The following is a 24,561-nucleotide window of genomic DNA, read 5'->3' as shown; positions in this document are numbered from 1 at the left end:
AAAAAAAGGTTCATCGCAGCAGTCCGCCGCGATGAACCTTTTCATAAGAACCAACTAAATGATAACAACTACATTAGAACTTTATAAAACCCGTAAGGCCTGGGAATTGACTTCCCGGAAATCCCGGAAAACCTGGAAATCCCGGATTTTCACCCTCTCCACCTTCTCCGCTTCCTTCGTCAGGCAAGATAAGCTCATAAGTCACATTTTGTGCCGGTACTAAGTTCATAGCATACTCATCAATTTCCGGTGCCCCGTTTAACGCCTTCCATCCAATTCCAGTCACTCCTAATCCCCAGACAGATTTACTTGGAATCGTGAATTGTACGCCGAAACGATAGGTTTCCTCATTGATTAGCTTTTCTTCTTGTGTAAATGGATCAATGTAGATAAATTTCACTTTATATACATTTCTATCATAATATAGCTGGAGCGTCGTACTGCCATCTTCATCAACCACTCCACTGCTTATGGTTGCATAATCGGTACCTGTTCCTTCTAGAGCATAGAACCCAGAGTAGGTTTTATGGGTTGCAGTTACCGTGTCCCCTACTATTCCTTCTAGCTCTTCTGTATCCACTAATTCAAATGGAGCATCAATACCCGTACCTCTTTGATAATGCTCCACCGTATACTTTTGACGTTCTGCAGCCTCCGTCCACTGTGCAGTGTAGGTCAGATTTTCCGCTGGCATTTCACGATTCTCTGACGGAATTGCTGGTGACCAGCCTGTAAATGTATAACCTTCACGCGTTGGGTCAGATGGTATTTGATAAGGCATTCCTGCACTTAAATAGCTTTTTCCAGAAACACCATCAGCAAAAGTTCCTTCATTCGAATCAAACGTTAGCTCATATTTACGCTGTAGATATTGCCTCACTACAAGCTCATTTTTAGGACGTTCCGGATCTACTACAATTGTATAATCTGTTGGAAGACCCCAATCATCTGCTAACTCGTACTCATTGGGACTGTTATAATAGCCTGCCGCTTGGGTACGTGCATTGAACACTTTGTATGCAGTTGCCAGATAAATTTCACTGCCCACTTTCGAGAATTCTCCTTCGTAGCTGTCTCTTGAATAATATTCTACAAGTACCCTCATATCCTTCTTCAAATCGAAATAGGCCGTGTAGGTTTTCGGTGTAGCCGGAACAAGATTATCCATTGATTCCCATTCAAGGAAAGTAAGACCTTTAATATTCGTCACATAGCTCGGAACATCCAAACTGGCCCCATACTTCATATATTCAATATATTGCGTTGCGGCAATGGGTACATCATCTGTTGCCTTCGAATAGTCAAGCTGGAAGGTTAGCTCAATCATTTCGCGTTTATAAGAGTACTTGATTACAGTTGATCCGTCTGCCTTAATAACCACTTGAGTCTTTTGAGGCGTAATGAATCCTGGGATGTCTTTCGGACCTACTGAAGGTACAGCATTCGTTTTTCCTCTTAATTTTTCTGTATCAACTAATGTGTAGCCATCATCATATGAATTCTCAGTATAGGTTTCTACCAGATACGGCGTATCCGTAGCAGGTTGAAATGCAGCATAGAAATTAAGATCTTTGGCATCCATTACAGTTGGAAGCGGAACCTTCCAGCCTATCGTTCCCAGGCTCTCATTATACCAGCCTATGAATGTATACCCTAGCTTGGTAGGATCCGGGATCTGAGGAATCGCCGACAAATATTTACCACTAATTTGCCGCATAATTCTCATATCAGAAATTGGTAATTTTTCATCAAGTTCCTTTAATGTCATCGTATAGCTGTCTTTAAGATTATCATATGAGACTGTATAGGTACGAGTCAGAGGATCAGAACCTAATGATGCGCTTGGCCCGTCATAAGTGATATATAATTCTGTATCATATCCGGTTTCATCATCACGATCAGGTGTGATGGTACGGTTGCGGGGATCATACCTGAAGTTGTCCCTATTCGAGAAACTGATTCTAAAGTAAGAAACATCTTGTGGAGAAGAAGTCAGTTCACCATCGTGTAAATCCATCTTATCCATCATAAAGTATTCAAGTGGTAATTGATAAGACGTCTTCCCAAACTCACCATGCATCTCTATCGGCTCAACATCATCCTGTTCGTAAGAGAAATCCAGGATCGCGCTACGTGTACCCATTTCAAATAGAGGCTTCTCATAGGTCGTCGAGTAAGGTACGACTGAGAAGGTTCCCTTAAACGCCTGCGCAATAATTTTTATTTCTAAATACAGCCCGATCTCTGCATGATAAGCCCCTTTCATACTAGAAATCGCAGGTTTCCCTTCAGTCCTCTCATAATGATAATAGAAGAAGCCCCATAATTTTATATACCCTCCTAGCTCTGCTTGCACCCCTATACTATTAAGCTCCGTGGATAAGGCACCGACCTCTACCGTAAGACGAATCCCGGCTCTTAACCCTAATTCACCCATCGCATAGAAGGTAAAGTTATACTTTTCAGGTACAAGCGTAGTTTGAGAGTTACTAACCTCAGCTGCAATGATGCGCATATTGAAACCATAGCGTTGACCGTTTTCATACGTATATATAATTCCAACCGAGATATTAACCTTTGCACTAACTACGAACTCTGCCTTAAATACAATCTCAAAAATACCATTAACGACTCGCACTTGGGTCCTAAATATTTCTTGTGTAACGATATCAACCCAATCAATATCTTCATTGTCCAGGAAATCTGCATATAGATCCGGTAAGCTGTCTGAGATCTCATCAATTTCCGTATCTGTGTACTTTTCAGACTCTTCCATAACCTTCTTAATTTGTCTTGCGACGTTAATAACATCATCACTCTTCCAATCAATATCTTCCTCTTTCTCGAATAGACCGAGATTGGCATCGAATCTTACGGCCGTATACGTATATACATCAAGATTGGCATATACTGAATAATCGACGGGTATTGAGAAAAACCAGAATTCTTCCCAGTAAATATTCCCACCAGCGCTAAGGTTAACTGAAAATTCTTGCTCAAATGTCCCTGTTAATTTAATTTTAATTTCGTGATTTGCACTAACCTCGATGGTTACCTCTGCTTCAATTTGTAAAGCGGCGCGGATACCTGTTTTTCCTTCGAAGTGGTTTAGGTTCGGTGAAATATCTACCTTTACTTGTTCAACAGATACTTCCACCTTTGAGCCGGCTATCTTCATCAAGCTCGTACCTGCAGTTGCATTTTCACTGAGATACTGAATATCGCTGTCACTGAACTGGTTATCTACATTAAGCTCCTTAAAGCTGTCTGTTTGCAGTGCCATCGATGCAAGATAGCCTGAAGCGCGCTGTGCAAATCCGCTATCCATTGCTTCACTAGTCATCTCTGCTTCCAGTTGGGCAATGCTATCATCACTAAGCAGCTTTTCATTCTCCACTTTTTGATCTTTTTTATAATAATCGAATGAGCTGCGCATTGCTTCTTCGCTAATAGCCTCATAAGTAATCGTATACGTATTATTAGCAAGATTAACTGCTCTGATCTGTGCATAGTTGAGAAGCTGAGAGGCCTCACTCAACTCCCCTGTATAGAATGCTATGAAATCTCCTGGCTCGACGGTAAGATCTTCTTTGAAATTAAAGCCCGCATACTTTGCATCCGAGAAATCCATCGTTGATTCAGATACCGTGATTGAATTATTGTTCGGATCACCATCCGTATCCTCAGCAGCATTTACGGGTAAAACATCTGGCACAAAAATAATATCCGCTACATCTGGGGCACCGTAATGATACTCATTGCCATTTTTGATTGAAAAAATTTGGACGTAAGAAATGTTTCCTTCATCCTCTAACGGCGCGCTTCCATTATGCTCACTTGGATTAGCACCGTCATAAATGGCAACGGTATCTCCTACTTCGATCCCACCGCCATCATGAATGAAGTAGCCATCCTGATAGTCGTTTACGGTTGTTTCCGTAGTTCCCTTATTGATATCATACGTATATAACGGGTTCGCAATAAACTTAGCCTGCTGACCGTCTTGACTCATCAAAGACACTTCAGATGCACTTATAAATTTCAGGTCCGGATTGAATTTAAGATTGTTGACTTCAGCCTTAGCTGTCGTAAAATCAACTTCCCTTGTGGATGAATCATATTCCGTATCGCCTTCTTTGAATACTAAAGCATCTTCAGTTAATACGAGCTTGAATGTACCTCCCTCAGGAAATTGCTTATTCTTGTTATTGGCAGTAATAATGTATTCATTATCTACCTTAGTTATGGAAATACCTGAATACTTCACAAAATCAAGATGCGTAGATGCGCTAAACTTAATCGCATTCTTAATCATAGATTCTGTTAATTCTCCAGAGCTATCAACGACTTTAATTGAAAATGTGCTTGGTTGATCCAGCTTACTAATCACAGGTATACTTTGAACTTCGAGTGCTTGATCCGATAATCTTTCGAATTTGGCATATAGTGTCATGTCGCTGGTTACAATTGCATCTAAAGAAACCTCCGTAGTAAACTCACTATCCGTATACCAGCCTAGGAACGTGTAATTTTCTTTTTGCGTAGTTGGTAATTCGCCTAGTGATTGACCTGCAACAACGTACCTATTCGCTATAGCGGTTCCGCCATTTGTATTAAATGTAATGGTGAAGGTTCCGCTAGTTGATGTTGGAGATGGAGTTGGTGTAGATACCGGTGTGGATGTTGATGTTGATGTAGATGCAGATGTTGATGTTAATGTCGGTGTTGATGTCGGTGTTGGTGTCGATGTGGATGTTGGGATCGCTGTGGATGCCGGTGAAGTGTTTTTCTTAATCACCTCATTACTGCGCATGACAAACGAAGCCGCTTCAGCACGAGTTGCATTGGAGGCTGGATTGAAATTACCGCTTGGGTCGCCATTGATTAGACCAGCTCTCCATAATGCTAATACAGCATCCTTTGCCCAGCTTGAAACATTACCAATATCGTTTGGCTCTGTATTAATAGTATTTCCTGTTTGATAGTCGATGTTAAATTCCTCGAAATATCTAACCATAATAGTAGCCATTTGCTCTTTGGTCACCGTACTGTTTGGTGCAAACTTACGATTGCCTACCCCTGTTACAATACCGTTCTTATTGGCCCATTCTACGTACGGTGCATAATAAGAACCGGCGGACACATCCGTGAATGAAGAGGCTGAGGTGTATTGGGAAGAATCAATTCCTGCAACACGTCCAAGAACAGTAACGAACATTGCACGTGTCATTGTGCCTTGTGGTGAGAAAGTGTGCTCCCCTGTACCTTGGAACAGGCCATTCTGATACACATAATTTGCTGCTTCGAAGAACCAATTGCCTTGCTTCACATCATTGAAAGAACTTGCTGTATTCCCATTCGTCAAATTCGGTGCGTCGGCAACCGGATTGATATTTTGCGCGATATTACTCCAGCCACTTGATAGCTCATTGGATGGAGGTAATTCCAACGATTCTGTTCTAGACTCACTAGGATTGCTCGTTTGCGCCGATGTCAAACCTGGCGATACTAGGGAGACCAACAATAACACTGCAAACATTAAACTAATAATCCGTTTGTACAAAGACTATTCCCCCTAATAAATGAATTACATGAAAAAAAACGACTGACACCCTATTACAGTGTCCAGCCTCTTGTGCATCCAATTGTTATCTTCATTTATGTTAGCATAGCAACTTAACCCTCATCTGAAACTTAAAGAAAACTTTAACTTTAGCTTAAATAATGGAAGTAGAAATAGAGCGGAAATGATGTTCATCTAAAAAAAATAGCGGCGAAAGAGAGTTTATCTCTTCGCCGCTTACCGGGATACTCTGGATATACAGGTCCATATTGAGAGGTGGCTAATTATTATTTGAGCGTTTCATTTCGGTAGCCTCTCTCCCTAATTAGAGCGTCTCAACCAATTTCTGAATCTTGGAGCGGGAAATTAAATATAAAGGACCCATTGTTTCGATTTTGCCGTCCTTTACACGTATAGCGCTCTCCTGTTCTGCCGCATAAACATCGATCTCTTCAGACAAGGGGAACAGGTAGCCTTGAACAAAAGTGGCGTAGCCACGCTTAGAATGGGATTCATAGGCAAAATGATCAAAGCCAATCCCCTCATAAATCGTACTCGTTTCAACTTCATGACCCGTGTCATTCAAGCTTAACCACTTTGCAGACATGTTTAGCGCACCGGCGCTGGCACCCAGTATAACGGCATCGCTGTTCTTAATAACATCCGATAATTCATAATCCGCCAAAAAATCCTTCTGCAAAACAGGATACCCGCCGCATAAAAAAATGACAGAAGCGTTCTGAATGAACCTCTGGGCATCCTCCTTCTGCATGCGGTAATCAATGAAATGATATTCATCAAAAATAATGTTAGCCTGTTTCAGCCATGTCCATTCAGAGAGTTCATCGAAGTTAATTGGCTCATCTGTGTAACCAGACGGGTCAGCGCTAATCATAACAAGCGATTGTCTGTCTTGTATATCCTCCTGCAAACAATGGACCAGCTTATCTGGAAAAAAATGATTAAACCAACTGAAATAGTAGTGAGTACTCAAACTTAATTACCTCCATATGTATTATTTCTAGCGCAATTCTTAATTAGCCTCTGTAAAGTGGTTCAATTTAGCTTCAGCCGTCAGCATGGCGCCGTTAAGAATAAGATTATTCCCGTCATTGTGGGCCCTCGTTCTAAAATATAGGCTGCGCACAAAATTTTTCCCGTTTACTCTGGCGACTCTCTGTGCGCGCGTATCCGGCCATTCCGTACACAGCGACAAGCTATGAATCCAGTCGGCAATCTCCTGCTGCGGAAGCAGTGCTTCGCTAATCATCGTGTTCACAATGCTGGCCATGCGCTCGTCTTCCTCCTCGTCAAAAATCCGGACACCGTTATGCAGCATTCCTGTAACCGCCCCCAGTACCTCGCGCTGCAACTCATTATCGCTTTCCGGACAGCGGATCAGCTCCTCCAGGGCATCCGCCCCGTGAGCCGCGGCATGAGCCCAGCCTTCGACTGCCAGATAACCGCGCAGGTCCTTCTCCTCCTGGTAGTAGCGAAGCAGCGAATGCTGTAGATGCTGGAACTCATCCGGAGTCAAGAATGAATTATTCCTGTGCCGCTGTGCAATAAGAACGATAGGCAGAACCGCAAACGCCCTGGTGAGTACACTATGGTCATCTTCGCTTCCAATCCGATAGAACAAATGCCGGTCATCCATCAGGACAGTCAAAAGATGCTGCATTTCCGCACATGAGAACTTATTATCGCGCTTCAGCCATATGTGAAAAGTGGAATAAATCTGCTCACGCAGCTCAGACTCCGGATCGCCAATATGCCGCAGCATTAGATTGGTAAAATCTTGTAACCTTTCTCCCTCACGCAGGATATAGCGTTCCTCCTCCAATCTTTGCAGCTTCCGTATCAGTTCTATTCGTGTGTCCTCGTGCATTTAGTCGCTTGCCTCCTAGAGAAGTTATAGCGGGCGTTATGTATTTCTCCCGCCGATATCCCCACTATAAAACACAATGACTGACACCAGGGCGTCAGTCATTGTAGGATAGAAGCATATTTTGCATATATTGCTGCAGCTCCGCCCGTAATTCACGAGGCTCCAGCAGCTCGCACTCCTTGCCGAAGCTTAGAATGAATTTCAGTAGGCCGTCCTCATAAGGAAGAGTATCTGAAACCAGATAGAAGCCATCTTCACCCCGGCTAATCTTCTCTTTCTGAAAATACTCGGTAAGCTGCGCGCCAATTCGCGAAGTGAATCTGAGCACAACCTGTATTTCCCGCTGCGAATAGCTGTGCTCAATGACCTCGGCGATCCGGTCATCGGGCAGCTCTCTTCGGGCAAAAGGCGGTCCCTGCTTCAGTTGCTTGATCCGCACGAGCTTGAATCTGCGGTAGTCCATTCTGACCCGGCAAAAGCCTATCACATACCAATGGCCGTGGCGAAAGTCAATCCAGCTTGGCTCTACCGTTCGCTCCAGGTATTCCATATCCCTGTTGATATAGTCGAACACTAACAGCCTGTTATCCGTGATGGCCTTGCTTATGATCCCAATGAATTCTTTAATTTCCTGCTCCATGCTGAAATGGGACATATCCAGAGTCAGTTTGTGCTTACCTTGCTCCTGCTTATAGGTATGCTCAACCTTTAGCATGATGTCATTAAAAGCCTCGTTCCTGCCAAACAAGCCGTGTAAATTCTTCATTACAGCTACAAACGTATGAGCTTCATCCCGGTTTAAAAAGAGGCCGCTTATATTATAGCTGTCCATAATATAGTATCCTCCGCCCTTGCCGCTGGACGAGGCAACCGGTATGCCGGCTTCGCTTATTTTTTCAATATCCCGGTAGATCGTCCGCAAGGATACCTCGAAATGCTCGGCAAGCTCCTTGCCCGTTACCGTACCTTTACCGGAGATGATCAGCAGCATGGAGAGCAATCGGTCAACTCGCATGATTGTGTGTGACGCCTAAGTAACGTCTCCTCCTCTGGGTGAAGTAAGTGAATCATATATTCTCTTGCTTTAATGCATCAATAATATTCTCCTTTTTTACTTTAGCTCCGGAATAAACAACCGCAGAGCTGACAATGACAAATACACACACAATGACAGACAGAATGCTCATCCAGGGCAGGGTGAACCCATAGCTGAATTTGTTCGCAAATGCTTTATAGATCAGAACCATCACGGCGAAACTGACAGGAAGCCCATACAAGAGCGACTTGACCCCATAAAAAACACTCTCATAGTTCAGCATTTTTGCAAACCCCTTTGGCGTCGCGCCTACGGATTTCAGCATCGCAAATTCCCGCGTGCGAAGAGCCAGCCCTGTTGAGATCGTATTAAAGATGTTCGCAACGGAAATCGCAGAGATTAATACGATAAAACCGTAAGAAAAGACGTTCATCAGCAGAATCTGTTGTTCTTCTCTTATTCTGGATTGATATACATTGTAGACATTCAGATGGGTCTCATTCATCGCTTCAATTTCCTGCTGCGTTTTCAACGGTTCCGTGCTTTTCAAATGGAGGTACATCGAAGCGTTAGCCAGCTCCTCACCGTCTGCCAGCCGGTTCATGACGCGTTCCGACACGATCATATTTAACCCGCCTACGCCTACCGGGCTCATCCCCATCGGTGCCTTATCCGTCAATGCGGCAATTATCACTTGATTTGTCTTCGTTTCTTCCTCGCTCGCTTTAAAAAAACTCGTTAGCTCGATAGGTTGTCCGATATTAGCATATATGGACTTCGTCTGAATATATTTTCCCGTATCTATATCTTTGTAATGAATCGTATCCATCACGATTGCGGCGGGATGATCCAGATCCGTAAGCTGTTCGTAATCTGCGTGAGCCGCTCTGGCATAGGCTTGCAGGCTCGAATCATTCAGTGCATAGAGCTTAATTTCGTAAGGGTATTTCCCGTCTTGCAGCATACTCTTATCCTGCTTAACCTTCTCCTGCAACTCGTCGGCGATGCTTGCTGCATCGACCCAAGCGTTCCTGACTAACTCATGACTCACGTTGTATTCCGTGACGCCATCCAGAGATACAAGCGATTGCATCAACCGGTCATCTAGTCTTTCGCCATTACTGGACGACACTTCAATATCGTAATTGATGCCTTCCAGCGACAATGCCAGAGATTGTGTCAGGCCAGTCGTGAAAAACGATATTGTCAAAAACAAAACGATGCTGATGACAAGCGAAAAAAGAATAACATGATATCTTCGTTTGTTCCTTTTTAAGTTTTTCAGCCCGATTTCTGCTTCGATTCCGAAGAGCTTACGAATGATCTTCGACGTCTTCATTGCTTTGGCCGTAAGCTTTACGTCAGTGGTTTGGCGAATCGCGTCCATGGGAGATACCCTGGATGCTTTAACCGCCGGGAGATACGCCGAAACGAAAATCGTCAGCATCGAAACAAGACAAGTAATCAAGAGCAATAACGGCGTGACGATAAGCCTCAGCTTTTCACTAGTCCATAATGCCCCTTCAATCATTGTGTTCATGAACGAAAAGGTGATTCCGATTCCGGCAAGACCGCATAAGATGCCAATGGGAATGCTGATCAAACCAATGACGATACCTTCAAAAAATACGGAATTTCGCTTCTGCCTTTTCGTCGCCCCCACGCTCGCTAGCATCCCTAAATGGCGGGAACGTTCCGAGACGGATATCGCAAAAGCGTTATAGATGAGCCCAACCGAGCCAATTATAATGGCCCCCATAATGATTGCCGATAATGAGAACATCATGCTGGATGAGGCCCCGCTGCTGGACAAGCCATAATAACGAAGCAAATCGTTATTATATTGGACAGTGTCAATTTGGTTTTTCTCAGCCAGCTTCTCCGCATGTGCGAACAAGAACGGATTGACCTGCTGCAAGACCACCGACGCATCGACCCGATCGTCCCCCCCGATGATATGATCATCGACATAGCTAATGATCGTATAACCCGGGGCCCAAGCCGTTTCCGACACCGGACGTTTAATGAAGCCTACCACCGTATAATCCCTAATTATGCTATGCTGTAATGTCTCGGTCAATGTGCCGTCTTCCCTGCGCAGCGGTTCCGTCTGATCCAGGGGATGATCGCCCCCTTGTTCGAATCGGTCGCCGACGCGAAGCGTTAGACGGTCGCCGATTCCGTACTTCACTTTGCCATTTGTTGCAACAGACTCGGAGATCACAACCTCCTTGTCCGTGTGCGGAAGACGCCCCTTGCTTATTTCAATCTGAAATTGTGTGAACCCTTGCACATCATATTCCTTAATGAACAAGTACGGCTTATTGGAATTTTGTCCCCCTTCTAATGGGGCATACCCAAGGTCTCTTGTGATTGCAACCGTTTTGGTTGCATCATCGCCCTGTATCGCCGCAAGCTGTTCCTTGGTTATATCTTGATACTGAACATGCCACTCCCCTGTATCTGTGATCGTTTGTCTGATCATTAAATCCGCAAAGGAAAAAACAAGCGTAATGACAGCGGTCATCATGGATACCGAAATAATTACGCCAAGGATAGTCACAAGCGTTCGTCTCTTGTTCTGCTTCAGATGCCGGATGGTTAATGTATTGACAATATTCATCGCCTTATCACCTCGTCTTTGGCAATCCTCCCATCTTCAATTGAAATGATTCTGTCGGCTTGCAGGGCGATCCGTTCGTCATGCGTGATTACGATCAGTGTCTGATGATAGGTCTTATTCAGCATTTTCAATAAATCGACGATCTCGCTGCTATTCCTGCTGTCCAGATTTCCGGTGGGTTCGTCGGCCAGCATGATCGCAGGATTGCCGATGATCGCCCTGCCAATCGAGACACGCTGCTGCTGTCCGCCGGATAGCTGATTCGGCAGATGGTTTAATCGATGCTGCAAATTCAACGTGTTCACAAGATCAGCCAATTGCTTTTGATCTACCTTTTGTTGATCCAGCAAGAGCGGCAGCGTAATATTCTCTTCCACCGTCAGGACGGGAATCAGATTGAAAAACTGGTAGATCAGCCCGATTTGCCTGCGTCTGAAGATGGCCAGCTGCGTTTCGTCCAAGGTATACATATCCGTATCCTGAACATACACTTTCCCGCCAGTCGGTCGATCCACACCGCCCAGCATATGAAGGAGTGTCGATTTCCCCGATCCGGAAGGTCCGATAATTGCGACGAATTCACCTTTTTGGACCGAAAAGGAAACATCATCAAGCGCCTTCACCGCCGATTCGCCTGTGCCGTATATTTTGGACAAATTTTCAATTGTTAAAATCTCCATTGTCATCCCTCCTTCCCTAGATGCTCAATTCCAGGTATATACCATCTCTCTATATCCAACATCCCAAAGGGTTTCATTCCCCTCAATGGTTATCTTAAGCTCATTAGCCCGGGTGAGATAAAGGATCCTATTATCCGGCTCATGGAGCTGATCTTCTGCAGATACAGACAGGAGCTCATGCCCGTCAACGGTAACCTTAAGGCTGCCCTGAAAATCCTTATGGTCAGGAATTCCATAATTCAAGCTAAGATACAGCGGTCCCTTATTGCCTAGCGAATACGTATATGTTTCCTTCTTTTTACCTTCGATGCCATACACATTATATTGGGGTGTCACGTCTTGACCGCCAATCTTAAGACTGTCCTGTTTAGTTCCCGTTAATCGATTTCCGGTACTATCTTTCCATTCGTTTATCGCTACAAAAGGAGCCAACTCTTTGGTGAACACTTGATCAACTACTCCTAAGATCCCCCACACGCCGAGCATTAAGACAGCACCGGCAATTCCCGTAGCAGTGATATTTCTCCAATAGTTTTTTGTACGGAAGCCAATCATGTACGCCACGAATCCAATAGCAGCGCCCAATGAGTTCTTTATGACGTCGTTCGTGTCAAAGCTGCCGAGGAAGGTTAGTGCCTGGATGGTCTCCACCACAAGAATGGACAGGATAAACCCTGTCATGAAGCGAACAAAGCTGGTGCGGTATAACAACGGAAGCAGTATGCCAAAAGGTATGAAGGCTGCGAAGTTTCCAATACCCACCAAGTCCATCAGTGTCGGATGTAGAAGATCGGAAAGACCCGGCACCCTAAAAAAATCGTCCGGCAAAAAAATAAAGGTGTACTGACTGGTTTGATCTACAGTATCCGCTCTGCCGAAAGCAAAAAACATAAAATAAAGAATAATCAGGGTGTAGCCTATCGTGATAAAAAAAGTAATCTTGCGCTGCTGCTTCATTTGCATGGTTGTACCTCCATCGTTCATCTGATGAATATCATTTTATCTGTCCAAAATGACTTTACAGTGACGTTGGAGGTGACAGTTCAGTCACTTACGGAGTGCTGTTAAATCACATGCTTATAAAATTTGATCCGAAACTCTGTACCAGTCCCGCTGTCGCTCGTTACATCAATCACGCCGTTCTGGCTTGCAATGATGCTGTGAGCCATCGCAAGCCCTATACCGATGCTTCCTTCATTAGCATTTTTTCCTTTATAAAAACGTTTGAAAATATAAGGCAAATCCTCTTTCGGAATGCCCTCTCCGTTGTCAGCAATAACGATTTCCGTAAATAGCACGTTGTCGGAAAATGTGATGGTAATCGCACCGCCCTCAGGTGTATGCTCCACTCCATTTTTCAAAATATTGATAACCGCTTCAGCAGTCCAATGGAAATCGCCGGCAAAAGAGACGTTGTCATCCCCTGTGATGGAAACGGTCTGTCCCTTAATATCCATCGGAATCATAACCGGCTCCAGTGCCTTTTGGATTAGGGTTTCCATGTGTATTCGATCTTTTTTGAACGGGATAGTTCCCGCTTCCATTTTCGCTAGCTTTAATAAGGATGAAACAAGCCAATCGATCCGTTCAAGCTGAATGCGAATATGATGGGTGAACTCCGTTCTTTTGAGTGGAGGCAGATCAGGGGCGCTTAACAGATCTGCCATGACTGTCATAGAGGTGATCGGTGTTTTGAGCTGATGTGAAATATCGGAGATGGCATCGGTCAGTTGAAGCTTATCCCGCTGCAATAGCGAACGATGCTCGGAGAGCATGCGTGTCACCTTGTAAATATCATTCTTTAAGATGCTAAGCTCACCTTCTTGATTATCGCGAGGGTCAAGGGAGGCCTGGCCGCTGCTAATCTCCCGCAAATAGACGGACAGCTTCTCTAGCTCGTAATATCTCCGTTTCGTGAATAATACAGCTGTGCCGGTAAGCAGCACGGATACAATAAAAACCAGGGCTGCGGCGACAGACGAAATGAAAGCAGCAATGACGATCGCCGATAAGCTGATCGAACCCATGACGAGTAATAATAGTTGATTTTCCCGATTGCGCAGCATTTAATCACCAACCTTATAGCCTAAACCGCGTACCGTTTTGATCAGAGCCGGCTGCTCTGGATTATCCTCCAGCTTTTCCCTTAGCCTTTTGATATAGACCGTTAACGTGTTGTCATTCACGAAGTCGCCGGCCACATCCCAGATTTGCTCCAAGAGCTGATTCCTGGTGAGGACCTGTCCAACGTGGTTGCCAAAGATCAGCAATAAGCGGTATTCCAAGGCGGTTAGCGAAATTTCGGCACCGTTTTTATATACTTTGCCTTCCAGCGTATGGATGCGCACATTGTCAATGTCGATGACCGCTCCGGCATGGGACAGCTTCTGGTATCTCCGCAAGACGGACTTGATCCGGGAGAGAAGCTCGCGAACCCGAAAAGGTTTGGTAATGTAATCATCGGCTCCCATATCGAGTCCCATCACGACATTGACCTCATCATCAATCACTGTTAAGAAAATGACCGGGATATCCCGTCGTTCCTTCACCATCTTGCATAATTCATAGCCAGTTCCGTCCGGAAGCTGTAAATCGAACAGGCACAAAGTGAACTGATCGATGTCTTCGGCGAGCACCTTTCGGGCTGAAGCGGCGTCATGGCAGAGAACGGTCCAATAACCCTCTTGCTGCAGCGAATATTCCAGTCCCGACGCGATCGTCTTATCATCTTCAACTAATAATATTTTCATCTGAAGTTCATCCTTAGGATTGATTTTAGAACATTTAATGAATTCCACGATTACACAATCTCTTTATTATAATGCCCTCTTGTGTCTGTTTCCTGATTAAAGACAGCATTATCTATTGAGCCATTTAATTTGCCTGATGCCATATTAATGACTTCCACAACCTGCTCTTTGGATTCAACTGTAAAGTTTAATCTGAGCGCCTCAATTCCTTGGATATCTTGTAGCTCATCCAACAGATTAAGCGTCTTCCCGTTAAGGAGAGTCGTTGTACAATCATCATGGGAAATGATAGGGAACGTTCCATGCTCATCTTTTAACTCATAGCTCTTCGTTTTGCAAATTCTGCATTGATTCATTTTTTTCATCGGACAATATTTCGTAAACATCAAAGGAGCCCTGCCATATACAACCATTTCCAGTGCAGGGTAGCCGTCATTTTCTTTAACATAGGCATTCATTAAATCTTCAATTTGGCTCTTATTCAATTCATAAGATAAAGTGACTCGTTTTGCACCTAATTTATATAATTCATAGCAACTAGTGGCATTAATAACATTTAGAGAATAGTCCGTAACAAACGGGTTTGTTTCTCTATAGTGATTAATCCCCCCATATCCTCCAATTAGTAGCTGTCCTTCTTGTTCCTTATAATCATTCTGATTTCTTCTAACCACATTTTCGTAATAGATTTCCTTAATTCCACAGCTCACGCAAGCATCGTACTGTTCCTTAGTCGTTACAGAGGCCGTAAGGTATGGCTTTACAGGGGCAAAGCTTATTTTTTCTTTTGCTTCAAAAGCCTTGGTTCTTTTCTGCTGGCTGTTAAGCTTTAAGTCATACAAGCCCAGTACAATATCTCTTCTTGCTGCATTTAACAGTTTAGCTGGAATAAATGCATTGCATTCCTCATACTCGACATGATGAAGTTCGAATATCGTATCATTTAATCTTGAGAATTGCTTGATTACCTGGTCTTTTGTTGTTGGATTATTAATGGCTTCGCCCAGTATTTCCTCGCTTTCATAGGAATAATTAAAGCCTAAGCCTTCCGCATCTATGACAAGCTTTGAATCTGGACATGCATATACTCTAATATCGAGGTTAAACCGCTTAAATTCTTTTTCCAGTGATGCTTCTAATTCTTTGTTATAGAAATAATCCTTCGTTTTATATACTAAATCTCCCTTAGACATCTTTTCTTTGATTTTGATATAGCATACATCCTCTGCTTTGTTGATTAATTCGCCATCTTTATCGTACAGTTTGGCAACCGTTAGATTAACATCTTCATTGTTGTGACTGATTCGAATGGTATCGTTCTGATTTAAAGGACGTGTAAGTGTTATTTCATACATGTCTTTAACAATCCCGCTGATTGTTCCAATTTCATAACCAAAGTTATTAGGTTTTAAGATGTTTGTAATATTTCTCCTGTCTTCGTGAAACAAATACCCTTTAGTAAATGTTCTATTGAATGTTTTTTTCAGATTTTCTTTGTCTTCTTCGGTTATTTTATGATCTAAGGCCTTGCGATATTTGGATACAACATTAGCAACATACGTAGGCGCCTTCATTCGGCCTTCTATTTTTAAAGAATCGATTTCTTTTAAATCATGGATATAATCGATGGTGTTCAAGTCCTTAGTAGATAGAATATAGCTTTTCCCTAAAGATGTATCTGTTGTCTTATCGATTAGTTCATACTCCTTACGGCATGAACCCACACATCTTCCGCGATTTGCGCATCGATTGCCGAGCAATCCTGACATTAGACAATTCCCCGAATAAGATACACATAAAGCACCGTGAACGAAAATTTCTAAAGGGATTTCAGCTATTCTTTTGATCTCTTTTACTTTTTCAATCTTGACCTCACGGGACAGAACAACTCTTTTCGCACCAAGTTCTTTAAATAATAAAGTTCCGTCTACATCATCTATTCCCATTTGAGTTGAACAATGTGCTTCCATATCAACAAAGTTTTTAACGATATAATCGAAAGCAATCAGGTCCTGGACAATAATGCCATCCACACCGATTTTATTTAATTCCTGTATCTGCACTTTCATCTCTTCAACTTCGTTTTCAAAAACGATGGTATTCATGGCAACATAGATTTTAACGTTCCTCAGGTGCGCATACGTAACAGCCTCTTTTAACGTTTCTAAATCAAAATTAGATGAGTATGCACGTGCACCAAATTTTTGCATTCCTAAGTATATTGCATCACAACCATTAGATATTGCAGCTTTTAAAGCCTCCATACTACCTGCTGGAGCTAATAATTCCGTCATAAATTATCCTTACCTCCTACTTCTTTAACCGCTGAAACTCAGCACCATTAATCATAAAATAAGAACTATACTTAAGCTGCAGCAAAACGCACAAGCCAATGGCTTGTGCGCTTGTTTTAAATGACTTCATTTGCTCTGAGGGACGTATCTCATAATAATTCTTTAAGTACATTTTTCGCCACGCGTATCTTCTCATCATTAGCGTCACGAAGCATATCTACAATATCCTGAATATCGCTCTCAGCTGAGGTAACCATAAACTTTTCATTCTGATACGCAAACAGCTGAACTAAATTAACTTCAAGCGATTCCGCTATCTTATGTAAATTCAATAAAGAAACGTTCTTCTCACCACGCTCAATCTGCCCTATATATGAAAAATGAAATCCGCCTTTCTCCCCCAGCGCCTCCTGAGACAAGCCCCGCTCTTTCCGAAGAGCACGAATCCGGGTTCCGACGAGCTTCAGTATTTCCTTATCCATCACGGTGTTCACCTCTCCATGTCAAAAGTGTAGACAAGTTTCATAAAGGTAAACACCAAACAATAAATATTATTATTTATTTTAATATCTATAGGTATTATAATTGTGTAATACTTTTCCAAAAGCGGTGTAGGAGGCCGTTCTTTCTTTGTCATTCAGCACTTAACTCTATGATTCGTGCGTTATACATCTATGAAAATAGGGCAGCGTTTGGTACTGAGATATCATTAAGTGATCTATTGCTGCTAATACATACAGATTATAATCCTGGGCTCGAGATTGTGGTGTTTGTCGGTGAGTTGAATTTTATCGTTAATGGGGAGGGGAAGGAGTTAGAGGTGATACAAGATGAGGATATGAAGAGAGTTATGAGACGGGCGGCTGAGGTTTTGGAGGAGTTGTGCTGGAGGATGGGAATTTAGGAAATTTCGAATACATTTTACAAGTCGTATCTCCGGTGGTCTGTATGGTTCCGAATACGATTCTCTAATATGCCTAAGGTTTCTTCGATATTAACTTCATCGTCATACTGAAGAATCTCTATATAATGATGCACAATTCCTGAAGCTAACAGTAAATTCTCACTATTTTTTTTAACATGTCCCCTGTCTTCTAAACGTTGAATAGAAGTTATAATGGATTGCTCATCCAGTCCCATATTTACTAACTCTTTTGTTTTCTTTTGAATATTCATTAAATCTACTTGTAGTTCATTCTGGAAACGAAGTTTTAACATACAAAGTGTTACCAAAGCATCTTTCCTATTATCGTCCATTATCTTAGCTCCTTAATGAATCAAACTATAGTGACTATTGCAATATCCTTTCCTGCCCAGAGATTAAAGCTATAACCAGTTTTGAGCAATTGCCATGGTGCTTCGTCAACTATAAAAGCTACGTCAGCATAAGTATCCCACGTACCCTCAATATGTCTTGTTACCCTAACCAGCACCGTCCACGTATCACCATAAATTGTCTTATCCTTGATTTCACCATAATTTACAACGATGTCACGCATCCATTCGTTTACTGGAAACCTGCTGGGGTCTTTTTTCCAACTCACCTCACAAACTGAATAAGATGTACATTCTTCGTTACATTTCTTCTTTAGAGCTCTATAATTCCAATAATCCATTATTTTTTCTCCTATCAATCCAAGTTTACAGTCTAGACTGTGAAATTTGGTTTTAGGATATAAGGTATGCCCTCAGTAGCCTGAAACAATCGACGTGGTGTTATCCAATCTATAAATCTGATAAAGGTCCATATAGTCAGTGTTGAGTCTTTTCGAACTTTTATATATCTCGGTCATAATTACGCCCTGATCTCTCTTCGCTATATCCAGACCTATATGGCCGAGCTTCACATACTCATACTTATTCCTCTTTTCTATATTTATTTTGCAAACAGTGTTGCTTGCTGCCTCATCTGTTGTTTTGAACAAGCATACTATTAAAGAGCCAGCGAAAGTTCCATCTGAAATACTGGGGCAGATGCCAATCCTCATAGCCTTTTAATACCCCTTGTTCCAGCCAGTAAGACTCTGATTTCCCGCTTTTTACAGCTCCAGAAACATAAGTGATCGTTTTCTCCAAAAAGCGTATGACATCCGTGATTCGATCTGAATTAGATACATCTCCGTGTCCCGGAACGATAGTATCGACCTTTAGGTCTTTTTGAATGCGTTTAAGGATGCGTATCCAAGCATATGGATTACCGTATGGTATGACCGGAATGGTCTTAGTCGATATTAAATCACCAGCGATCAAAGTTTGCTCTTCTGGAACGTACACAACAGCATCACTTAAAGAATGACCGCCTCCGTAAGATAAAACTTCGATTGTTCGTTTTGTTCCTTGAATAACGAGTGTATCGTCAAAAGTTATCGTGGGTATCACCCTGCAAAGGGAAGGAATAGCATCATAAAGGGCTCGCTGTACGGAAAGATCATAGTCGATTTCAGTTAGCATGTGGGGATCTCTTTGCTTTGAACGTACATGATTTAGGCTAGATATTAACTTTTGAATGTTTTGCTGCATGAGATCAATATTCACTTCCCCCATATCAGAAAGCAAATCTCTTGTCCAAACGGTAGATATTACTTCGCTTTTCATAAATTCCTGATTGCCGTTGACATGATCTCCATGAAAATGTGTATTCACTACATATTTAACCGGTTTGTTGGTTAATTGTTCAGCAGTATGACGTAACAAAGCACCAGAATGCGGCAGGTTGGTTGTATCCACTACAACGGTTAAATCCCCAAGATCAATAATTGCTGCATTCCCCAGAGAACCGCTGCCTGGAACCGAAATAGCACCCCAGATCCCTTCCGCTGCTTGTTGAATCGTGAAATATTCGTTGTTCATTGTTACACCCCTTTATCAATTAGTAAAGTTAACTTACAAGTTAGAGTCAACTGGAAGTCAAGAGATTTTTTAGGGTGAAGTTAGGGACGATTGTAAACATTGGCTTTAAGTTAACTAAAGGCTGTATAATATTTTTCAATATCAGCATTAAAAAGGAGGGGCAGAAATCGGATGCTTACGATAAGTCAGGTGTCAGAACAAACGGGATTAACTCCTTATACGATTCGTTATTATGAAAAAATCGGGGTACTACATGAACCCAAGCGTAGTAATGGAGGGGCACGCGTCTACAAAGAAAGCGAGGTTTCCTACATTCAATGTCTAAATAAACTAAAAAAATTGGGCTTATCGCTTGAGGAGATTACGGAATTTACTCGTGAGGGTTGTGTAATGGATAAAATTCAACAAGGGGAGAATCCCTCTAATTATAATCCTACCTTAAAAGCGCGGATTGAAATCCTTGAGAAGCATCTTATGGGACTGGAATCCAGGCGGCAAGAAATTGATTACATGATTTCTCTCGCCGAAGAGAAACTTACCCTATACCAAGAACTTACGAAAGAAGACATAGTAAATTCTAGATAATAGCGGCGTAATCCTGCGTGAACACTGCAGGGTGTCTGATGTAGAAAATCAGACACCCTGTGCCAGTTACTCGACATGACCCTCATGAAGATCAGTTAATCAATGCCTGCCACTAAACCGTTTAATCGCTTCCTCGGTCACCGGCTCGAAGAGGTTTACCAGGTTTCCGTCGGGATCACGAAACAGCATAGAACGGTTCCCCCACGGCATCGTGGTCGGTTCTTTTACCCAATCATAGACAATTGGCTTCAAGCGTGTGTATTCGGCTTCGACATCGTCGACGTGGAACTCGATGATGACAGTGTGATTGCTCGCTGCCACTACGGAACCAGCGCCGAATAGCTGCGCCGTTTGGGAGTGGCCGATTGCCAGGGTACATGCCGGCATAACGAGTTCGGCAAAAACAGGCGCGGGGTGCACCGCCGAAACCCCCAGGACTTTTTCATAGAACTCGGCGAGACGATTCACATCGTCGGTAATGATGCGTACAGAAGCAAAATTCACAAAATATCATCCTTCCTATACTCCTTTATATTTACATACCCGATAATAAAACAACGCTACTGACAGCGTTATGTCAGTAGCGTTCTGAGATTTTTCGGGCTTCCTCACGAATCTTATTCCGGAATGATTCAGGCTCCAATACGATTACACCCGCCCCCCAGCCGAGCACCCATTGCATCAATTCATCCAGTTGGCGTACGCGTAAAACCACATCTAATCCAGCTTGATGCTCATTCATTTCTTCAATGTAATGATAGTTGGATTCCTTCACCTTATCTGCGAGGTCATGATTAAATCGAAGATGAACGCGCAAGTGGCGATCATCCGGAGGGGTATACTCTCTTAAGTCAAAATGCACAGGAAGCTCGAATCGCTCTTCCAGTTCTACAAGTTCAGTCATTCGGGCCAATCGGAAATGGCGTATGTCGCAATAAGCCACGAGCATCCATGATCCTTCAACGAGTACGAGGCCATAGGGAGCTACGGTGCGATCGCTATGGTGGTTCCCCTTAGAATCAATACTTTTCTTCGAATAATGAAATCTGATCTTTCGCCCGCCTAATATTGCCCGGCGAATCTTATCAAGATTATCCCTTTCATTTGACAGAGCTGCCTGCCGGCCCGGAGCAAGCAATCGCAGCGCCTTGCGTATACGTGAGGTCTCATTGCGAACACCGTCTGATAATGTGGCCTCGATCTTCCTCCGAGCAGCCTTAGCTCTATCACGATAATCATCATCAAATCGGAGCTCAATAAAATCCGTCCCTATGAGTAAGGTTACGGCTTCCTCTATAGTGAAGCTGATCGGCGGCAGAAAATATCCCTCCATTAAGGAATACCCTGTACCTGTAGTGCCTATAATCGGTACACCCGCTTCGCTGATCGCCTGAATATCACGATAAATGGTCCGTACACTGGTTTCAAACAGGGCCGCCAAATCTTCGGCACGTACCACTTTCCTGCCTTGCAACTCCAGCACGATGGCTAATAAACGGTCTGTTTTATTCATTGCTGCCCCCTCGAAACGGTATGCTGTGCAACAGAAACTTGCCCCTACTTATGATACGGTTCCCCCCGATTGATCTTCACCGCCCGATAAACCTGCTCCACCAGCACCAGCCGCATGAGCTGATGGGGCAGCGTCATTCGGCCGAAGCTCATGCGCTGCTGGGCGCGGCGCATTACCTCATCGGAGAGCCCGTGGCTGCCTCCGATGACGAAGACGACATGGCTCGTCCCGTAGGTGCCGAGCCGGTCGATCTCGGCGGCAAGCTCTTCCGAGCTCCAGAGCTTGCCGTCGATTGCGAGCGCAATGACATGCGCCTCGCTCTTGATATGCGCGAGGATACGCTCGCCCTCGCGCACCTTCACCTGAACAACCTCTGCATCGCTGAGGTTGTCAGGTGCCTTCTCATCCGCCACCTCAATCATCTGAAACTTGAGGTATGGCGTAAGCCGCTTGGCATATTCTGCGATGCCGCTAACCAAATACTTTTCCTTCAATTTGCCTACGCCGATAATCTGAATGAACATATCTTCCTCCTGTGGGTTACGCTTCTATATACCTGTACCATTCGCTGAAATTCCGCCGCTCAATCACCGTTATCTCATTATATAAACAGCAAAAGGACGTATCCGCTACGTCCTTTCTGCTTAAGGTTATCCTCTATGTTCTACCACATTTCCGGGTAAAAATAAACCGGAAACCGCCTTTCTATTCCTATATCCTAGCTCTTCAGCCATCTTACAGTTCGTTCTCCTCTACCCCTGCTCTTCCGCCACTTGCTCCTGCTCCCCAAATCCCTCACCCGGCTCAGACATCTCATAAGCCTTCAGTACCGAATCCAGCAGGCCGGGGAACCGCTCGTCCAGATCCTCCGTCCGTAGTGACAGAATGCGCTGCGTGCCCTGCACCTGCGTATACACCACGCCTGCTTCGCGCAGTGTCCGGGAATGATGGGTCAGCGTGGACTTGGCAATCGGCACCTTGAAGCAGTTGCAGGCCTGTGCGCCATGCTTGCGGATTTCTGACACTACATATAAACGGACCGGATCGCTAAGTGCATACAGCACGGAGGCAAGCTGAATATCGTTACGGTCCGGATGATGGAGCTGCTTCATTAGTAAGACTCCTTCGGAGTACAGAATTGTACTTGAATTTTTCCTTCTAAAATAATATCTTCCTAATTTATATCTTCTGATCTGCATCCTGTTAAATTCATTTCCTAATTGCATTTTACATCAGCCCATGCTATATTTCAATTGTTCGTAAGTAATCGAACTATAAAATAAAAATGTTTAGTTTTTTATTTTAAATAAGTCCAATAACAAAGGAGTGGCCCTTAAATGACCTCATTACATACATCTGAGGACAGTACAAACGATTCAACCGCTGCTCCGCAGGCAACTCTTCCACGCGAAGGACTGCTGACTCTGCTATTCAGCATTGCTGTTGTTCTCGTCATTATGAATACAGCGATGTTCAATCTGGCATTGCCTGATGTGACCGAGACCTTCGGCATCACAGCAGCATCCGCCTCCTGGATTGTTACCGGGTATTCCATCATGTTCTCTATTGCCTCAATCACATACAGCCGGCTCTCTGACTTCCTGCCGATCCGCCGGCTGCTGGTTATCGGGCTGCTTACGCTGGGGCTTGCTGCCGTGGCCGGTTTCTTCAGCACCAACTTTATCTTCCTGCTTATTGTGCGCATTCTGCAAGCTTCGGGAGCAGGCGCAGTAATGTCCTTATCGCTCGTCCTGTTCACCCGCTATGTCCCGCAGGCCCGCCGCGGCAAAGCAATGGCAACGATCATGTCCGCCGTCTCGCTGGGCCTGGGACTCGGGCCGGTAGCCGGGGGTTCCATTGTCGAGTATCTCGGCTGGACCTGGCTGTTCGCGGTCACGGCAGCTATTCTGCTCCTGGTGCCGCTGTTCCTGATCCTTCTGCCTAAGGAAGTTCCCACCCGGGGCTCCTTCGACATCCTGGGCGGAGTGTTCCTCGGTGTCGGCACCACCGGTCTGCTGCTTTTCCTGACCAGCGGACTGTGGGTTGCCCTGATCGCCGGAATAGTAGCAATTATCTTGTTTGTCGGCCGCATCCGTACCACTCCTGATCCATTCGTGATGCCGGCGCTGTTCCATAACCGGTCCTATCTCGTGCTGGCCCTGGTTGGTGTCGCCTCCTACCTGTGCAGCTTCGCCACCTTGTTCCTGCTGCCGCAGATTCTGGTTCACCGCTTCGGCTTCAGCGCCAGCCATGCCGGACTGGTAATCTTCCCCGGCTCGCTGCTGGCGATCTTCGTCTCCCGCACCGTGGGGCGGATCATTGACCGCTACGGCAATGCCGGAATTCTGCGCCTGGCACCGTTCCTGGTACTAGCCGCGACCGTACTGTTCGCCTTGTTCGCCGGGCGGTCGTGGGTTGCTGTCATGCTCGTCTATATGATTATGAGTCTCTCGTTCACCGTACTGTCCAGCAGCGTATCGAACGAAATCTCGCGCATTCTGCCTGCTTCGCAGATTGGCTCCGGAATGGGGCTGTTCCAGCTGCTGCAGTTCTTCAGCGGAGCCTTCAGCGTGGCGATGGCCGCAAGCGCTCTGGAATGGCAACGTGGTCTACCGCTCCAGACGGCTTACTCCAACATCTACTGGGGATTATCCATTGCGGCAATCGTCGCGATTGTATCAGCCTTTATATATGGGCGCAGCAGCCAGAGCAGCTCGCTGGCCGAAATGGCGGAAGCAGCAGACGCCTAACATTAAGTAATGTTTATGCCAGAAAGCCC

The 24,561-nt window shown here is 44.3% G+C and carries 21 protein-coding genes; 3 read left to right on the top strand and 18 right to left on the bottom strand.

Translation table 11 applies throughout. From position 1 onward, the window contains the following. Positions 1–73: 73 nt before the first annotated feature. The 11 genes from MHI42_RS20850 to MHI42_RS20800 form a co-directional block, all read right to left on the bottom strand. A complete protein-coding gene (locus MHI42_RS20850) occupies positions 74–5,563 on the bottom strand; it encodes an S-layer homology domain-containing protein (protein ID WP_342420520.1) in 5,490 nt (1,829 codons plus the stop codon). 325 nt (positions 5,564–5,888) lie between these two features. Then, the gene (locus MHI42_RS20845) at positions 5,889–6,557 is read right to left on the bottom strand and encodes a cyanophycinase (protein ID WP_342420519.1); all 669 of its coding nucleotides are present in this window, start codon (positions 6,555–6,557) and stop codon (positions 5,889–5,891) included. A gap of 39 nt (positions 6,558–6,596) precedes the next feature. After that, positions 6,597–7,451: a DUF2785 domain-containing protein gene (locus MHI42_RS20840; RefSeq protein ID WP_342420518.1), complete on the bottom strand. Its 855-nt coding sequence runs from the start codon at positions 7,449–7,451 to the stop codon at positions 6,597–6,599. A 94-nt stretch (positions 7,452–7,545) separates the two neighbouring features. Next, on the bottom strand, positions 7,546–8,466 hold the full coding sequence (locus tag MHI42_RS20835) for a YafY family protein (RefSeq protein WP_342420517.1): 921 nt from the start codon (positions 8,464–8,466) through the stop codon (positions 7,546–7,548). 52 nt (positions 8,467–8,518) lie between these two features. Beyond that, positions 8,519–11,110: an FtsX-like permease family protein gene (locus MHI42_RS20830; RefSeq protein WP_342420516.1), complete on the bottom strand. Its 2,592-nt coding sequence runs from the start codon at positions 11,108–11,110 to the stop codon at positions 8,519–8,521. Then, on the bottom strand, positions 11,107–11,790 hold the full coding sequence (locus MHI42_RS20825; RefSeq protein ID WP_074100000.1) for an ABC transporter ATP-binding protein: 684 nt from the start codon (positions 11,788–11,790) through the stop codon (positions 11,107–11,109). The genes MHI42_RS20830 and MHI42_RS20825 overlap by 4 nt, the downstream gene beginning before the upstream one ends. 24 nt (positions 11,791–11,814) lie before the next feature. Next, entirely contained in the window at positions 11,815–12,753 is a 939-nt protein-coding gene (locus MHI42_RS20820; RefSeq protein ID WP_342420515.1) for a VanZ family protein, read from the bottom strand. Between the two features lie 101 nt (positions 12,754–12,854). Beyond that, positions 12,855–13,856 (bottom strand): HAMP domain-containing sensor histidine kinase, encoded by a 1,002-nt coding sequence (locus MHI42_RS20815; protein ID WP_342420514.1) that lies wholly within the window; start codon positions 13,854–13,856, stop codon positions 12,855–12,857. Further along, positions 13,857–14,540, bottom strand: a complete 684-nt coding sequence (locus MHI42_RS20810; protein ID WP_042141824.1) for a response regulator transcription factor — start codon at positions 14,538–14,540, stop codon at positions 13,857–13,859. 50 nt (positions 14,541–14,590) lie between these two features. Continuing rightward, positions 14,591–16,834: a DUF3656 domain-containing protein gene (locus tag MHI42_RS20805; protein ID WP_342420513.1), complete on the bottom strand. Its 2,244-nt coding sequence runs from the start codon at positions 16,832–16,834 to the stop codon at positions 14,591–14,593. 149 nt (positions 16,835–16,983) lie between these two features. Then, positions 16,984–17,319 (bottom strand): helix-turn-helix transcriptional regulator, encoded by a 336-nt coding sequence (locus tag MHI42_RS20800; RefSeq protein ID WP_342420512.1) that lies wholly within the window; start codon positions 17,317–17,319, stop codon positions 16,984–16,986. 167 nt (positions 17,320–17,486) lie between these two features. Between MHI42_RS20800 and MHI42_RS20795 the strand changes: the two genes are divergently transcribed. Continuing rightward, on the top strand, positions 17,487–17,738 hold the full coding sequence (locus tag MHI42_RS20795) for a hypothetical protein (protein WP_342420511.1): 252 nt from the start codon (positions 17,487–17,489) through the stop codon (positions 17,736–17,738). A 17-nt stretch (positions 17,739–17,755) separates the two neighbouring features. On the opposite strand, the gene MHI42_RS20790 is transcribed toward MHI42_RS20795, so the two are convergent. The 3 genes from MHI42_RS20790 to MHI42_RS20780 all read right to left on the bottom strand — a co-directional run bounded on the left by MHI42_RS20790 (position 17,756) and on the right by MHI42_RS20780 (position 19,684). Further along, positions 17,756–18,091: a hypothetical protein gene (locus MHI42_RS20790; RefSeq protein ID WP_171717746.1), complete on the bottom strand. Its 336-nt coding sequence runs from the start codon at positions 18,089–18,091 to the stop codon at positions 17,756–17,758. A gap of 20 nt (positions 18,092–18,111) precedes the next feature. Then, entirely contained in the window at positions 18,112–18,450 is a 339-nt protein-coding gene (locus MHI42_RS20785) for a hypothetical protein (RefSeq protein WP_342420510.1), read from the bottom strand. A gap of 289 nt (positions 18,451–18,739) precedes the next feature. After that, positions 18,740–19,684, bottom strand: a complete 945-nt coding sequence (locus MHI42_RS20780; protein WP_342420509.1) for an MBL fold metallo-hydrolase — start codon at positions 19,682–19,684, stop codon at positions 18,740–18,742. A gap of 171 nt (positions 19,685–19,855) precedes the next feature. Here MHI42_RS20780 and MHI42_RS20775 point away from each other — a divergent pair, with 171 nt between their 5' ends. Then, the gene (locus MHI42_RS20775; RefSeq protein ID WP_342420508.1) at positions 19,856–20,269 is read left to right on the top strand and encodes a MerR family transcriptional regulator; all 414 of its coding nucleotides are present in this window, start codon (positions 19,856–19,858) and stop codon (positions 20,267–20,269) included. A 99-nt stretch (positions 20,270–20,368) separates the two neighbouring features. On the opposite strand, the gene MHI42_RS20770 is transcribed toward MHI42_RS20775, so the two are convergent. The 4 genes from MHI42_RS20770 to MHI42_RS20755 all read right to left on the bottom strand — a co-directional run bounded on the left by MHI42_RS20770 (position 20,369) and on the right by MHI42_RS20755 (position 22,894). After that, complete coding sequence (locus MHI42_RS20770) at positions 20,369–20,773, bottom strand: VOC family protein (RefSeq protein WP_342420507.1); 405 nt, start codon at positions 20,771–20,773, stop codon at positions 20,369–20,371. A gap of 73 nt (positions 20,774–20,846) precedes the next feature. Next, positions 20,847–21,782 carry a YafY family protein gene (locus tag MHI42_RS20765; RefSeq protein ID WP_342420506.1) on the bottom strand — a complete coding sequence of 312 codons (936 nt, stop codon included), beginning with the start codon at positions 21,780–21,782 and terminating at the stop codon, positions 20,847–20,849. A gap of 44 nt (positions 21,783–21,826) precedes the next feature. After that, complete coding sequence (rlmH, locus tag MHI42_RS20760; protein WP_039295905.1) at positions 21,827–22,306, bottom strand: 23S rRNA (pseudouridine(1915)-N(3))-methyltransferase RlmH; 480 nt, start codon at positions 22,304–22,306, stop codon at positions 21,827–21,829. A 228-nt stretch (positions 22,307–22,534) separates the two neighbouring features. Beyond that, complete coding sequence (locus tag MHI42_RS20755) at positions 22,535–22,894, bottom strand: helix-turn-helix transcriptional regulator (RefSeq protein ID WP_171717751.1); 360 nt, start codon at positions 22,892–22,894, stop codon at positions 22,535–22,537. A gap of 225 nt (positions 22,895–23,119) precedes the next feature. Here MHI42_RS20755 and MHI42_RS20750 point away from each other — a divergent pair, with 225 nt between their 5' ends. Then, on the top strand, positions 23,120–24,532 hold the full coding sequence (locus MHI42_RS20750; protein WP_342420505.1) for an MFS transporter: 1,413 nt from the start codon (positions 23,120–23,122) through the stop codon (positions 24,530–24,532). Positions 24,533–24,561: the final 29 nt, after the last annotated feature.

The organism is Paenibacillus sp. FSL E2-0178 (genome assembly GCF_038593005.1).
Taxonomy (GTDB): Bacteria; Bacillota; Bacilli; order Paenibacillales; family Paenibacillaceae; genus Paenibacillus_AQ; species Paenibacillus_AQ phytohabitans.
This window is presented reverse-complemented; position numbering and strand designations above follow the sequence as displayed.